At 61.5% G+C, this 13616-nt stretch carries 14 protein-coding genes; 3 read left to right on the forward strand and 11 right to left on the reverse strand.

Annotated elements, in window-relative coordinates:
* The first annotated feature begins 48 nt into the window (after nucleotides 1–48).
* Nucleotides 49–726, forward strand: coding sequence for a helix-turn-helix domain-containing protein (locus tag ACQR1B_RS26040; protein WP_434834772.1), 678 nt, complete (start codon nucleotides 49–51; stop codon nucleotides 724–726).
* Nucleotides 727–1096: 370 nt separating this feature from the next.
* Here ACQR1B_RS26040 and ACQR1B_RS26045 read toward each other — a convergent pair whose 3' ends face one another.
* From ACQR1B_RS26045 to ACQR1B_RS26080, 8 genes are all read right to left on the reverse strand, one after another.
* Entirely contained in the window at nucleotides 1097–1300 is a 204-nt protein-coding gene (locus ACQR1B_RS26045) for a hypothetical protein (RefSeq protein ID WP_434834771.1), read from the reverse strand.
* Between the two features lie 71 nt (nucleotides 1301–1371).
* Complete coding sequence (locus ACQR1B_RS26050) at nucleotides 1372–2688, reverse strand: NAD(P)/FAD-dependent oxidoreductase (RefSeq protein ID WP_434834770.1); 1317 nt, start codon at nucleotides 2686–2688, stop codon at nucleotides 1372–1374.
* Between the two features lie 33 nt (nucleotides 2689–2721).
* The gene (locus ACQR1B_RS26055) at nucleotides 2722–4170 is read right to left on the reverse strand and encodes an aspartate ammonia-lyase (protein ID WP_434834769.1); all 1449 of its coding nucleotides are present in this window, start codon (nucleotides 4168–4170) and stop codon (nucleotides 2722–2724) included.
* 1 nt (nucleotide 4171) lies between these two features.
* Entirely contained in the window at nucleotides 4172–5488 is a 1317-nt protein-coding gene (locus ACQR1B_RS26060; protein ID WP_434834768.1) for an NAD(P)/FAD-dependent oxidoreductase, read from the reverse strand.
* 125 nt (nucleotides 5489–5613) lie between these two features.
* Nucleotides 5614–6360 (reverse strand): amino acid ABC transporter ATP-binding protein, encoded by a 747-nt coding sequence (locus tag ACQR1B_RS26065; RefSeq protein WP_434834767.1) that lies wholly within the window; start codon nucleotides 6358–6360, stop codon nucleotides 5614–5616.
* Complete coding sequence (locus ACQR1B_RS26070; protein WP_434834766.1) at nucleotides 6357–7079, reverse strand: amino acid ABC transporter permease; 723 nt, start codon at nucleotides 7077–7079, stop codon at nucleotides 6357–6359. Before ACQR1B_RS26070 ends, ACQR1B_RS26065 begins: the two co-directional genes overlap by 4 nt.
* A 92-nt stretch (nucleotides 7080–7171) precedes the next feature.
* On the reverse strand, nucleotides 7172–7888 hold the full coding sequence (locus tag ACQR1B_RS26075; protein ID WP_434834765.1) for an amino acid ABC transporter permease: 717 nt from the start codon (nucleotides 7886–7888) through the stop codon (nucleotides 7172–7174).
* A 17-nt stretch (nucleotides 7889–7905) separates the two neighbouring features.
* A complete protein-coding gene (locus tag ACQR1B_RS26080) occupies nucleotides 7906–8664 on the reverse strand; it encodes a transporter substrate-binding domain-containing protein (RefSeq protein ID WP_434834764.1) in 759 nt (252 codons plus the stop codon).
* A 255-nt stretch (nucleotides 8665–8919) separates the two neighbouring features.
* Between ACQR1B_RS26080 and ACQR1B_RS26085 the strand changes: the two genes are divergently transcribed.
* On the forward strand, nucleotides 8920–9690 hold the full coding sequence (locus ACQR1B_RS26085; RefSeq protein ID WP_434834763.1) for an IclR family transcriptional regulator: 771 nt from the start codon (nucleotides 8920–8922) through the stop codon (nucleotides 9688–9690).
* A gap of 1014 nt (nucleotides 9691–10704) precedes the next feature.
* Here the strand turns inward: ACQR1B_RS26085 and ACQR1B_RS26090 are convergent.
* From ACQR1B_RS26090 to ACQR1B_RS26100, 3 genes are all read right to left on the reverse strand, one after another.
* Nucleotides 10705–11529 carry an NAD-dependent epimerase/dehydratase family protein gene (locus ACQR1B_RS26090; protein WP_434834762.1) on the reverse strand — a complete coding sequence of 275 codons (825 nt, stop codon included), beginning with the start codon at nucleotides 11527–11529 and terminating at the stop codon, nucleotides 10705–10707.
* The gene (locus ACQR1B_RS26095) at nucleotides 11517–11975 is read right to left on the reverse strand and encodes a MarR family winged helix-turn-helix transcriptional regulator (RefSeq protein WP_434834761.1); all 459 of its coding nucleotides are present in this window, start codon (nucleotides 11973–11975) and stop codon (nucleotides 11517–11519) included. The genes ACQR1B_RS26090 and ACQR1B_RS26095 overlap by 13 nt, the downstream gene beginning before the upstream one ends.
* A 111-nt stretch (nucleotides 11976–12086) precedes the next feature.
* Nucleotides 12087–12821: an SDR family oxidoreductase gene (locus ACQR1B_RS26100; protein ID WP_434834760.1), complete on the reverse strand. Its 735-nt coding sequence runs from the start codon at nucleotides 12819–12821 to the stop codon at nucleotides 12087–12089.
* Between the two features lie 52 nt (nucleotides 12822–12873).
* On the opposite strand from ACQR1B_RS26100, the gene ACQR1B_RS26105 reads away from it, so the two are divergent.
* On the forward strand, nucleotides 12874–13616 hold a 743-nt coding region (locus ACQR1B_RS26105; protein ID WP_434834759.1), incomplete at its 3' end, for a cupin domain-containing protein.

Below are 13616 nucleotides of genomic sequence, written 5' to 3' on the forward strand. Positions count from 1 at the left end.
GGCAGCCGGCTCCGCGGTAAGCCGCCGTGAACGATAACGAGGTTTCCTGTGGCGAAAGGCGCCGCGAAAAAGCCGAAGAAGATGACCCGGGCGGAGACTCCACGCGCGGAGCCCGAACTCCTGACGGGTTCGCTGGCACCGAAGCAGGCGTCCCCGACCTTGGAATCCGAGATCGGCGCCGAGGTTCGCCGCCTGCGCAAGGACCTCGATCTCACAGTGTCGGAGCTTGGTGCCGCCGCGAGCATCTCGACCGGCATGCTGTCCAAGATCGAGAACGGCTCGATCTCGCCATCGCTGGCGACGCTCTCGGCGCTCGCCAAGGCGCTGAACGTGCCCATCGCGCGCCTGTTCCGCGAGAACGGCGAGGAGCGCGACTGCTCCTTCGTCAAGGCCGGCCAGGGTGTCCGCATCGAACGACGCGGCACCAAGGCCGGCCATCTCTACGATCTGCTCGGCCATTCGCTCGGCGGCGACGTCGTGGTCGAGCCCTATCTGATCACGCTCAAGGGCGACGCCGTCCCCTACACCGACTTCCGCCACGCTGGCGTCGAGTTCATCTATATGCTCTCCGGCAAGGTGCGCTACCGCCACGCCGACCGACTCTATCTGCTGGAGCCGGGCGACGCGCTGTTCTTCGACGCCGCCGCTCGCCATGGCCCCGAGGAGCTGATCAACGCGCCGATGACCTATCTTTCCGTCATCATCTATCCCCGACGCAGCCGTTAGCGGCACGACAACGGGACTTGGCCAGTCCCAAGAATGCAGGTCGTTCCCAACGACCTCTGCCCTGCTCAGAAACGCTCCGGGTGCCGTTTGTGCAGCCTTCCATGTCGTCACGCGTTCATGCACTCCCATGGCAGCATCGCTTGCCACCATCAGTAGTGGAGACTTTGGGGTCTTTTTGAAGCAGTGATCAAGGCGCGCCGGGGCGAACAGCCGCTCACGACTGAGGCCTATCTGCCCCGGCCGAAGGTCGAATGCGCGCGTACTGCGCGGCGTTCATTGATTGCCGACAACACGGCTTTTCTCTACCGAGATACACCACGCCCGGTGACACGACTTGAAGGCGAATGCACAGACCGCCGCCTCAATGCGTTCACATCGCCTTGGCGCGCGCGAACAACCGGAAATCTTCGAGCGCCGCGTGCCGATGCGGGGCGGCTTCGCGCCGGCAAGTCTCGGTGTCCACGATCGAGCGGAAGGCGGCTAAATCGCCGTATTCATTGATCGCCGCTTCGCCCCAGCGTTCGCCTTGCGGGCCGACGAGGCTCGTCAGGAGCGGCCCGGAAAACATCCGCACGAGCGGCTTACCGGACTGGAATGCCGCGAAATTCCACAGCGCCGAAATAAGCGCTTTCCCGTCATCGCCGTTCAGGCGGCCTTTTGCAGCCGCCTGAAGCGCTCAATACGGAAAGGCGTGGGGTCAACGCGAGGCGCTGATCCCGTCACCAAGTCAGCCATCAACGCACCGGCGCCAGGACCGATGCCGAAGCCGTGGCCGGAGAAACCGGTCGCGATATGGAAGCCCGGAATGGAGCCGACAGGCGCAATGACCGGAACCGCGTCCGGTGTGACGTCCATGAGTCCCGCCCACATCTGAGTGATCTTGGCATCACGAAACGCCGGGAAGGCTTCGCTCAGATGGCTGACGCCGCCATCGACGCGTCGCCACGAAGGATCGGGATCGAGAATGCGGATCTGCTCGAACGGCGTCACCTCGTCGCTCTTCCAGCTTCGGGCCATCGACAGCTCGCGAAAGAACTGACCGCCGATGCGAAGCGTCAATTCCCTCCAGCTCTTGATCAGCGTCGGCGTATAGTCAAGGAACAGACGGAAGCTGTCCGGCGTGATCGGGGCGATGTTCGCGTTGCGCTGGGCGACGGTGAAGCCGCCGTCCAGACGACGGCGGAAGGCGAAGTTGCCTGCACCGACGGCGAAATCGGGAACGCCATCAACCGAGGAAACGCGGGCGACGCTGCCGAGGATCTTCAGGACCGGAAGATCGATCCCGATATTGCCGGCGAAAAGCCGCGACCAGGCCCCTCCTGCCAGAACGACCGACGAGCAGCGGATCTCGCCGCGCTCGGTGACACAGCCGCTCACCCGGCCCGCCGATCGCTCGATGGAACGAACCGCGCAGTTGGTGAGGATGTGTGCTCCCTGGGCGGCAGCGCCACGCGCAATGGCGGGAGCGGCGATAAGCGGTTCGGCCCTGCCATCGCTCGGCGTATGCAGCGCGGCGCGGAACGGCTTCGCCATGCCGGGAATGAGTGCCTCGAGCGCCTCGCCCCTAACGAAGCGGGAATCAAGACCGAGCGATGTGGCCTGCTTCAGCCACTCCTCATACATTGCGACGTCGCGATCCGTGTCGCAGAGATAGGCGATGCCCGCCTGCCGGAATCCCGTCTCGCCGCCGATGCGCGCGTTCATGCCGCGCCAGATCCGAAGACTTTCGATGGCGAGCGGCAGCTCGGCCGGATCGCGTCCCATCTGGCGTACCCAGCCCCAGTTTCGCGCCGACTGCTCCGCCCCGATCAGTCCCTTCTCGCACAAGGCGACGCTCACGCCGCGCTCGGCCAGCGAAAGCGCCGTCGATACACCGATGATGCCGCCGCCGATGACGACGACATCCACATGCGCAGGCAATTCCTGTGGCGTGACAACAAGCTCGGGAATAATTCTAGACACATCGTTCTCCTGGAAACGAACAGGCTATGTGCATCAGGTGCGCCGTCCAGCCCGGAAGCGGGCAATCAGGCGCTCGGTCCGTCCGGGATTTGTGAAGGCCGAGATGTCTCCGAAGAGGAGATCCGCCTCCGCCTCGCTCAGAAGACCATGGGCGACGGACGCATCCCGAATTGACAAACCGTGCGTTGCAGCATGCTTGGCGATGGCAGAGGCCGTTGGATAGTCGTAGATCGCCGCAAGCGCCGTCGAAAGCGCCAGGGAGCCGGACGCATCGGCAAGACAGCGCTCGACGTTCACCGCGATGCCCGCCACACAGCTGGAAATGAACAGGGGGATGGAGCGCCGCATCAGGCGAATGGACTCAGCGAGCGCTTCGAGAATGATCGATTCCCAGACGTTCAGGTCCAGTTCGCCTTCGGCTGCGCGGGTCACCGTCGTATCGTTGCCGATCACCCGGAACGCGACCTGCATCATCATTTCCGGCATCACCGGGTTCACCTTGCCGGGCATGATGGAGGAGCCGGGCTGCACGGCGGGCAGCACGATCTCCCCGAGACCGGCCCGCGGACCGGACGACATCAGCCGTAAGTCCGCCGACATCTTTGACAGAACGAGCGCGATCGCTTTCAGCGTGGCGGACACGCGCACCCAATGATCCACGTTCTGAAGCGCATCGAACAGATGCTCCTCCACCTGGTAGGACTTGCCAGTCAGGACCGCGAGCTCCTCGAAAACCGCCGCGCGATAGTCCGTCGAAGCGCCGAAACAGGTTCCGACCGCCGTCGCACCGAGCGGCAGTCGAAGGCAGGACGCCTCGAGCAGAGCGAGGTCCTCGATCTGGCGCTCGAACGCCACGCGGTACCCCGAAAATTGTTGGCCGAGAGTCACCGGCAGAGCATCCTGCAGGCAAGTTCGCGCCAGCTTGACCACGTCGGCGAAAGCCCCCTCTTTGGCAGCAATCGTCTCGACGAGACCGGCCAGCGTGGTACGCAGCACCGCCAGCTCGCCGCCCAACGCCATCTTCATGGCCGATGGAATGACGTCGTTGGTGGATTGCGCCATGTTCACGTGAGTGTTGGGATGAACCGGATTGGGTCCCTTGCGCCCCGTCAGTATCTCGCTCGCGCGGTTCGCCAGGACTTCGTTGACATTCATGTTGGCGGCGGTTCCACCGCCGCCATGATAGATATCAACGGGAAAGTCGTCGCGCCCGACGGCACCCGCATATTCCGACCCAGCCTGGTCGATCGCCTCGGCAATTCGCTCGTCCAGACTGCCCATGCGCCGGTTGGCCCGCGCCGCCGCCCGCTTGATCACGATGATCGCGGCAACGAAACCCTCGATGTCGGCGATGGCTCGCCCCGAGATCGAGAAATTTTCGACCGCCCGCATTGTCTGGATTCCGTAGGCGAGACCACCGGGAATGAAACGCGTGCCAAGCGCGTCTTCTTCCAGGCGAGCGGGAATAGCTGGCACGTCCATGTCAGCGTCCCGGACGGTCGAGAAAATCGCGTAAGCGATACCAGCCGGCGAAAAGCGGCACGAACCACGGCTTGCCCGAGTAGAACGGCACGGCCGTGAACTTCTCCCGGTCGAAGGCGGACGGCATGTTATGCTCGCCGAGAATTTTCCGCGCCGTCTGATAGCCGAGATAGGTCATTAGTGCGACGCCGTTACCATTGCAGCCGACAGCAAAATCCGTCCCGTCACGCGCACCGAGATGGGCAATCTTGTCAACGGTCATGGCCACCCGACCACTCCAGGCATGGGTGATCTTCACGCCCGCGAGCTGCGGCCAGATCGCCAGCATGCGCGCATAGAGCCGCTTGGCGGCGAGCTTGTCCGGCATGTCGAAGATACCCGGGCGCGAGCCGAAGAGGAGCCGCGTTCCATCGGGCGACGGTCTCGTATAGATGAGATCGCGGCGCGTGTCCGACACCATGCGCGCCTGCGGGATGAGTTCGGCCAGCAGATCGGCAGGCAGCGGCTCGGTGGCAATCTGATAGCTCTTGACCGGCACGATGCGGCTGGCGAGACCGGGCGTCGCGTCGGCGGCAGTGTAGCCGTTCGTGGCAGCCACGACATGGGCGGCCCGGATGCTGCCCCGTGCCGTCGGCACGATCTTTTCCCCTTTCCGTCCATCCTGCACGACGCCCGCACGCGCATGCGACCGCAGCTTGACGCCGGCCGCACGTGCCCGATCGCGCAGCGCCTTGTGATATTTGCCGGGATGGAGACCGCCATATTCGTCGATCACCATGCCGCCGTGATAATAGTCCGAGCCGATGGCCACCCGCTGATGCGCGCGGTCGAGGACATGTACGGTGACGCCCGTCTTCTCCGCCAGCAGCGCACCATGCCGCTTCAGGATTGCGTAGTCGCCGGCGGCGTGGGCACCGAAAAAGCGGCCAGTGAGCGCGAGGCCCGCGTCCAGCCTTTCCGTCTCGACCAGCATTTTCAGATAGTCGAAGCTTTCGTTGCTCTCGCCGATCAGGCGCGAGAAGAGCGCGGGATCGATCCCCTTGATGGCGCCGCTGACCACCAGTTTCTGGCCGCTCGACACCATGCCGCCCGACCGTGTAGAACCTCCCTCGCCGATCCGGTCGCCATCGATGACGACGACCGAGCGGCCGGCACGTGCCAGATGTGTCGCCGCATTCAGGCCGGCATAGCCCGAACCAATGACCACGACGTCGGCTCGCTCCGGCAGTGGATCGAGATCGGTCTCCGGCTCAGCGGCTTCCCACCAGTAGGGCGCCTCCTTGAAGTCCTTGGCATAGATATCGTCAAAACGGGGCATGGGGCATCGAGCCTTCCGGCTCGCCTTTCATTGAACGTGGGACGGCGGCACCGCGCTGCGCACGACCGGTCCCGAAACATCGGTTGCACGGGACCGGACGACACGCTCCCGGCCCGGCGGTGCGATCAGAGAATCTGACTGAGGAAATCACGCGTGCGAGGGTCCTGCGGATTGTCGAAGAGCTCTGCGGGAGGAGCGCTCTCCACGATCAGTCCATGATCGGTGAAACAGACGCGGTGCGAGACTTCCCGGGCGAACTTCATTTCGTGGGTCACGAGGATGCAGGTCAGGCCATCCTCCACGAGTTCGCGGATGGTCGAGAGCACTTCCTTCACCGTTTCGGGATCGAGCGCTGCCGTCACCTCATCGAACAGGATCACTTCCGGCTGCATGGCAAGCGCGCGGGCGATCGCAACGCGCTGCTGCTGACCGCCGGAAAGCTGCCCCGGATAGCTGTTGGCCTTTTCGGAGAGCCGCACTTTTTTCAGGAGCCTGCGGGCCCGTTCCTCGACCTCGGCACGATCATGTCCGAGCACCTGGATCGGTGCCATCATGATGTTTTCCAGAGCCGTGCGGTGCGGGAAGAGATTGTATTGCTGGAACACCATTGCCACCTCATGGCGCAGCGGCCTCATCTCCTTTTCCGACTTCATCTCGTGCACGCGATACGTGCCGACGCGGATAGAGCCTTCGTCTATCGGAATCAGGCCGTTGATGCAGCGCAGGATGGTGGACTTTCCCGACCCGGAGGGACCGATGATGCAGACCGCTTCACCCTTATGCACGAACATCGAGATGCCCTTGAGGACCTCGAAGTTGCCGAAGGACTTGTGGATGTTGTCCAACTCGATCAGCGCGTCGAGACGATTCACAGATTGTCTCCTTTCACGGCCTGCTCCAACCGGCGCGCGACGATCGCGATGGGATAGCAGTAGGCGAAGAACAGGAAGAGGATGGTCAGATAGAAGTACACGATCACGCGCTCGCTCTCGATTGCGAGCGAGGTGTTGAGGATGGTCAGGACGTCCTGGATGCCGGTGACGGTGGCAAGCGCTGTTGCGATCATCACCAGCGCGTAGAGGTTCATCCAGCCCGGGATCATGCGCCGCAACGCCTGCGGCATGATCACATGGCGATAGATCTGGCCGGAGGTGTAGCCGAGCGAACGCGCCGCCTCCCACTGACCACTGTGAATGGATTGGACAGCCCCCCGGATCACCTCGGAGAAATTCGCCGCCGTCGGCAGCGCAAGACCAATCACGGCCTTCACGAAAGGCGGGAAGGGAACGACCCGGCCGAAAACATGCATCTCGAACGGCAGGATGTAGAGCATCGCAAAGAGCAGAACCAGCCACGGCGAATTGCGCAGAAAATTCATCAGCAGAAAGGACGGGACGCGGATCGGTGCGAACCTGGCGAGCGTCGCGGCTCCGATGATCGTGCCGAGTGCCGTCGCCAGTGCCATGGAGGCGATGGAGAGAAGAATATTGAGCACGAAACCGCCCGTGATCGGCCAGCCCGAACCGGAGCCGGTGAGAAGCAGAGGAAGCCGCGCCAGGACCCGCGCCCAATACGCCGAGCCGCCCGCCACGGCATCGATCCCGACCCAGACCACCACACCAAGGGCGATGAGCAGCAGAACGGCGCGCTTCTTGTTCTCGTAGGAGAGCGTCGTACCCACGATCAATGCCCCTTTCCATAACCCGGAAAGGCCATGAAGGCTTCGAGCCTTGCCATCGCGAATGTCAGAATGGATACGAGCGTCACGTAGATGACGAGCACGAGGATCATGACCTCCAGCGTGCGGAACGTGTCGTTGTAGATCTGTCCGGCGTAGTACATCAGCTCCGGCACGGTGATGACGGATGCCTGCGACGTCGTCTTGAAGAGATTCGTCAGAATGTTCGTCAGCCCCGGCAGGCAGATGCGGATAGCGATCGGCGCCTCGATACGCCAGAACCGAGCCCATCGGCCGTACCCCAGCGACCGCGCCGCCTCGATGATGGACCGTGGCATGGTTTCGATGCCGGAGCGGAACGCCTCTATGGCCAGCGCCCCACCGAAGAGGCTGAGCGACGACGCGGCACAGGCGAAAGCGCTGAGAAGCGGAACCGACAGCCCCGTCGACGGGTCGGTCGCCCTGAGGCCCAGGGTAGAAAGCGTGAAATAGGCAAACAGCATCTGCAGCAGCGGCGGCGTGTTACGGAACACCTCCACGAACAGCTCGATCAGGGCATCGAGCCAGAAGATCCGCAGCGTGAGCCCAAAGGCCCCCAGGATACCCATGACGATGGCGACGCTCGATGAAAGCGCCGCCAGCTTCAGGGTGTTGACGACACCGGTCAGCAGCCATTGCTGGTACGCCGGGTCCGCGAGCCAGGAATAGTCAAGACCGAACAAGGGCCGCTCCGCGTCCGTCAGTTCTTCTTCGCGGCTGCGGCCTTGGCCCGTTCGGCAATGTAGGCGGAGTGCGGCATGTCGAATTCGGCTTCCCACGCGATCAACTTGCCTTCAGCCTCGGCCTTTCCAATGGCCTTGTCGATGGCCTCGCGAAATTCCGGATCGCCTTTGCGGAGACCACCCGCCATCGGCTGGAATTCATAAGGCACTACGGCGATCTTGTAGTTCGCCCAGTCGGCCTCCTTGAGCTTCTGCTGGAGCGTCATGTCATCGAAAACGAAGCCGATGCAGCGATTGTCCTTCAGCGCGCGATAGGCTTCCGGCTGGGTCTTGAACGCGACGAGATTGACGCCGAACTCCTCGGTCATCTTCTTGTTGTAGTAGGAGCCCTGGATGCCGCAGACCTGCTTGCCCTTCAGCTCCTCCCATTTGGAGATCGTCGTCTCCTTGGCCATCAGCACCGAGGGGCCCGCGGCGGAAACGTATTCCGTCGTGAAGTCGATCACCTTGCCGCGCTCGGCCGTGACGCCGAGCGTGGCGAAAATCGCATCGATGCGTCCAGCGGTCAGGAACTCGATGCGGTTGGCGGCAACGACGGGCACGAGTTCGATCTTGTCCTCGGAGCCGAGTAGTTCCTTGGCTACGTATTTGGCCAGCGAGACCTCGAAGCCGACCACTTCACCTTTGTCGTTCAGATAGCCGTAGGGCGCGTAGTCATTTTTCACGCCGACGATGAGCTTGCCGCGTGCCTTGACGTTCTCGAGCGTGCCCGCCATAGCGGCGCCACCAACAAGAAGGGCAACAAGAGAGAGAGCGGAAACGCCCATCTTTTTGAGATTAGTCATTTTGGTCCCCAGGATGGATGATGACCATCCGGCGCTGTTTCGGCAGCGCCGCTTCAGCCATCGGCCTTTTGCGGATGCGAAGAATTTATGCACTTCGCTTGATCGACTTATTTTTCATCATTGAAGGCACATCTTTCTCATTATACAAGCTCTAGAAGCTCGGTTTTTCATAATATGAGAATTAACGTGCCGGAAACCATCCAGCCGTCATCCGGTGGGGCGCAATTGCTCGACCGCGCCATCATTTTGCTGGACCTGGTCGCTGATGGCGGGGTCGAAGGCCTATCGCTCAAGGAGCTGACGACCCGCTCCGGGCTCAATACCGCCACCTGTCATCGCATCCTCAACACGCTGGTCGGCCACAAGCTCTTGGCTCGCGATGACAAGAAACGACGCTACAGGCTCGGTGCGCGCATGGCCATTTACGGGGTACGCGCAGCCCGCGGCCCCGGCATCATCAGCCGTTGCGAGGTCGCGCTGACCCGGCTGAGGCGTCGCACCGGAGACACGACCCACCTGATGGCCCGCTTCAACCACGATTCGGTCTGCCTCGACCGGCGCGACGGCGAATGCATCGTGCCGACGCTGACGGGATCGATCGGCGGCTTCGTGCCCCTCGGCGTTGGCCCGGGCTCGATCGCAATGCTCGCATTCCTCGACGAGGACGAGCAGGACTACACCATCCGCGCCAACCTGCATCGCTACGCGCCCTACCGCGACCTCACCGAAGACAAGGTCCGACTATTGATCGCCGACACCCGGCGACGCGGATACGCGGTGGATGTAGGCGAACTCATTCCCGGCATTGCCGGGGTGGGAATGCCGATCATGACACCGGGCGAAAAGCCGGGCGCCGCCCTCAGTTTCACGTTGCTATGCGCGAAGCTGGCGCCCGGCGTGATCGAGCACTACGCGGCACTCTTGAGGGATGAAATAAACGCAATCCTTGATCAGTAGACGCTGATCGATAGTCCGCCGCTCGTAACGGACCGCTCGCAACTCCCTACGTTTGAAAGTCTAGCGACATCGCAAGCCTGGTGCCGACCGAGCACGCTTATGCCTGGCTTCGCATCATCAGCGCCCCAACCTGATGGCGGGGACTACTATTCCTTTTCTCTTTTTGACTGAACGTCGGGCTTCAACAGGTCGAGATAGTTCACATCGAGCGCAACCGACAACTCATATCTTTGTTTTTTTCGGATCCACAGAACTTTGCGGCCGACCAACCGACGCATGTCCATGAGCTGAAGTCAGCCCATTGCGCTCATCTTTTATCAACTATAGCATGCATCCACTAAGGTATGTGTCGCTTGATCGGCACAAGAAGGACGTTCCGTGTCCGCGAGGTCGTTTAGCCGGACCAGATCCTCAGGGCCGCGCCGTCGCGGTGACAGCGATTGAACATGGCAACGTCGTCATTACAGCCGCAAACTTAGCTTACGAAACCTTCGTGTCAGCCGCCCCGGTCCGCACCCCCATCAGAACAAAACACGGTCATTGGACGGCCGACGGACTTTCTCGCGAGCGCATCATCACGGGCATTCTTCAGCCCTTTGCTGATCGACCCGGCGCGGCACTCGACACATTGAAGAAACTGCGGGTCCCGATCCTTCGAGCGATCAATATCGGGTGGATCAAGCACGACCCGTCGTTGGGAATAAAGCGACCAAAGATTCAGCGCATACGGTCCTAAACGGAAGATGAGATCGAGCTGTTTCGTAAGAAGTGGCCTCTGGTGATCTCGGTCGCCCGCCTTGTCGGAGATAGATGACGGAACCAGCGGCGGAGACTCACAAAGAACAAGTCCGACATGGAGCTGATCTAACTGGCAAGCTCTTGATCAAAAGGGACTACGGACTCGTGTAAAATATAGTCGACTTCTGAAGGGTAGCACTGCCTCGTGCATCTACTGCTCTCCCTTCAGCTCATCCGCCAGAGCTATGCCCCTCTAACCCTTATCAATTAGAGAAATCAAAGGAGGCCTTCTTGTACCGCTTGGTAGACCGTGCGCACGGTGGGTTGGAAACCAAGGCCACGTGCCAGCGAAGCATCGACGTGCAGATGCCAGGGGTTCTTCATCGGCTCGGCTGAAGCCTCCATCCTTGCGCCGACGAGACCGACCAACTCGTAGATTGTGGTGGGCGCTTCGTCGGCAATGTTGACGATGCGGCCATCGAATACGCCTGCGAGCGCCAGTTTCATGGCAGTCGCGATGTCGCGGTGGTGGATGGTGCTCATGCGGTTGGCGGGATGGAATCCGAACGCCGCCATATGCTTGGGAAGCATCTCCAGGTGGCCATCACCGTCACCATACACAAACGGGAACCGTACAATCGCCCAGTTCAGCCCGCTGTCGCGGAGCAGCGCCTCGGCCGCGACCTTACTCGCCGGGTAGGCAAGCTCCGGCTCAACGCTGTCGCTCTCTCGGCCTGGCTGCGGACTGTTCTTGTTATAGACGTTGGAGGTGCTCGCCATGATGAAGCGCGCATGTGGGGCATGGGCCCGGACCGTAGTGATGAGGCTGCGTGTACCGTCCAGATTGCTTCGCCAAATCAGCTCGGTGTCTTGCGTGCGAAACACTGCCGCAAGGTGGATGACTGCCGAGACGCCGTTGGTGGCCTCCGCCAGCGATTCAGGCTCAAGGAGGTCCCCTTCAACGGATGTCGCGCCAGCTGGGCCGTGCTTGCCACGACGGACCAAGACCCGGCAATCCTCGCCCATTCCAATAAGACGCGGCAGCAGACGTTCGCCTACCAAGCCGGTTGCTCCGGTTACGAGAACGGTCATGATTTCCATGCCTTCATTCGTTGATTGAGACGCTCGGTCGCGACTTTCAGCACGCGCGCGGTCGTTGCAAGGTCAGCCTCGGAAAAGCTGCCAAATGCCGCCTCGTGGATAAAGCCCAGATCGGGCAACTTTCCCCACAGCCTTCTTCCCGCCGGGGTCAGGCGAAGCAGTTTCTGGCGTTGATCGACATCGTCAGTGACCTGCTCAACCAACCCCTTGCGGACGAGCGTCGCGACAATGATACTCAGCGTCGCCCGTTCGATTTCAAGCAAGCGCACCAGTTCGCGCTGCATCGTCGGCCCTACTTGGGTCAACTGATGCAGGACATACCATTGAGTAGCGCCGATCCCATGCGGCCGCAGCGCGTCTTCCATCATCGCACGCCCAGCGAAATAGCAGCGCTTTGCCCACGCCCCTACGGAAAAAAGATCCTGATCCTCGATTTTGTTAGCCATCTAACATAAATGTCAGCTAGCAAACGTATTGTCAAGCATAGTTATCTGACGGATCAGCGCCATACAAAATGTCCAGCCAGGGTGTCCCATCTCAAACGCAAGCGCTTTACGTCAGTCTTGCGCGGTCGGCCGTATGACTATGCTGCCAACATCGACTTCGGGCGGCTGCTCGAGTGCAAAGAGAATGCCTCGTGCGACGGCATCGGGAGGGATTGCGATATCTCCTAAGCGCTTCCCGATGGCTTCCTTGACTGCCTGATCTGTAATCGAATCTCCGAAGTTGGTGGCGACCATTCCCGGTGATACCTCTGTGACGCGAAGGTTCGGTCCTGCCTCCTGCCTCAATGCCTCCGTCACCGTACGGACTGCATTCTTGGTCGCGGCGTAGACGCCCATTGTCGGTAGTATCTTGAGTCCCGCCGTCGAGACGACGTTGATCATGTGACCGCTGCCCTGCCGCGCAAATACGGGCAGCGCGGCCGCGATCCCATAAAGTGTACCGCGAAGATTGACGTCGATCATGGCGTCCCAATCCTCGACACGCAGTGCGTCGAAGCGTGAGATCGGCCCGATGCCAGCGTTGTTGATGATGGCATCAAGCTTGCCGCCGCATTTGACCGCCAATGCGACAAGCGCTTCAAGATCTTGACGAAGGCGCACGTCCGTCCTCAGGAACTCGGCCTTGCCGCCTGCAGCGGTGATCTCGTCCGCGATCGCTGCGAGCGCCCGCTCGTTACGGGCGCCCAACACGACGAAAGCGCCATGTGCGGCCAGCAGTCTGGCGGTGGCGGATCCAATGCCGCTGCTCGCTCCCGTGATCGCAACGACTTTGCCTTCGACGCTCATTGCCCATCTCCATTGCGAGTCCTTTCCCAGAAAGATAGCTAAGCGGAACGAGATGCTCTATGCTTCGCAGGCTATGAAGTTGTCGCAATCGTCCAAATTGATGCCCGACCCACTATCGAATGTTCTCGATGCCCTTGGGGCGAGGGTGACGCGGCGCACCCGTATGGAGGCCGCGGGAGACTGGGCTCTCGCGTTTCCCGCGATGGATCGGCTCAAGTTCGTCGCGGTGCTGCGCGGCACAAGCTGGATGCTGCTGCCGTCGCGCCAGCCGCAGTGCCTGCAAGCTGGTGACGTCTGTCTGCTCGGACGCACCCCTTACGTCGTGGCCAGCGATCCGACACAAACGCCGATTGATGGAGAGGCTTTTTATGGACCTCCAGGCTGCGATGTGACGCGCTTCGGCGGCGATCAAACAATAGGAATCGGAGGAACGGTCACGTTTGCCGCTGAAAATGCAGACTTCTTGCTCGACATGCTGCCAGACTTTCTGCTCGTCTCCCGCACCACACCTGCGTCGAGTGCAATAGCAACGATCCTCAGCCTGATGAACGACGAGCTCCAGAGAGACAGAGTTGGCGGAGAGGTCGTCAGTGCACGGCTGGCCGACCTGTTGTTGGTAGAAGCGATCCGCGCTTATGCGAGCCAGTCCGAGCAGGTCGGGGTTGGATGGTTTGGCGCGCTTTCAGATCCCCGGCTCGGTCGAGTTCTGCGGGCGATACATCAAGATGTCTCACGGCGTTGGACCGTGGAAGGACTTGCCAACGTCGCGGGTATGTCGCGCGCAGCCTTTTCCGC

The organism is Bradyrhizobium oligotrophicum (assembly GCF_051168495.1).
GTDB classification, from domain to species: Bacteria; Pseudomonadota; Alphaproteobacteria; order Rhizobiales; family Xanthobacteraceae; genus Bradyrhizobium; species Bradyrhizobium oligotrophicum_A.

What these genes read in the sequence shown, in the direction of transcription:
- ACQR1B_RS26060 (WP_434834768.1), bottom strand. Translation starts at nt 5,488, where the DNA reads ATGCCCCGTTTTGACGATATCTATGCCAAGGACTTCAAGGAGGCGCCC.
- ACQR1B_RS26055 (WP_434834769.1), bottom strand. Translation starts at nt 4,170, where the DNA reads ATGGACGTGCCAGCTATTCCCGCTCGCCTGGAAGAAGACGCGCTTGGC.
- ACQR1B_RS26100 (WP_434834760.1), bottom strand. Translation starts at nt 12,821, where the DNA reads ATGAGCGTCGAAGGCAAAGTCGTTGCGATCACGGGAGCGAGCAGCGGC.
- ACQR1B_RS26095 (WP_434834761.1), bottom strand. Translation starts at nt 11,975, where the DNA reads ATGGCTAACAAAATCGAGGATCAGGATCTTTTTTCCGTAGGGGCGTGG.
- ACQR1B_RS26080 (WP_434834764.1), bottom strand. Translation starts at nt 8,664, where the DNA reads ATGGCGGGCACGCTCGAGAACGTCAAGGCACGCGGCAAGCTCATCGTC.
- ACQR1B_RS26090 (WP_434834762.1), bottom strand. Translation starts at nt 11,529, where the DNA reads ATGGAAATCATGACCGTTCTCGTAACCGGAGCAACCGGCTTGGTAGGC.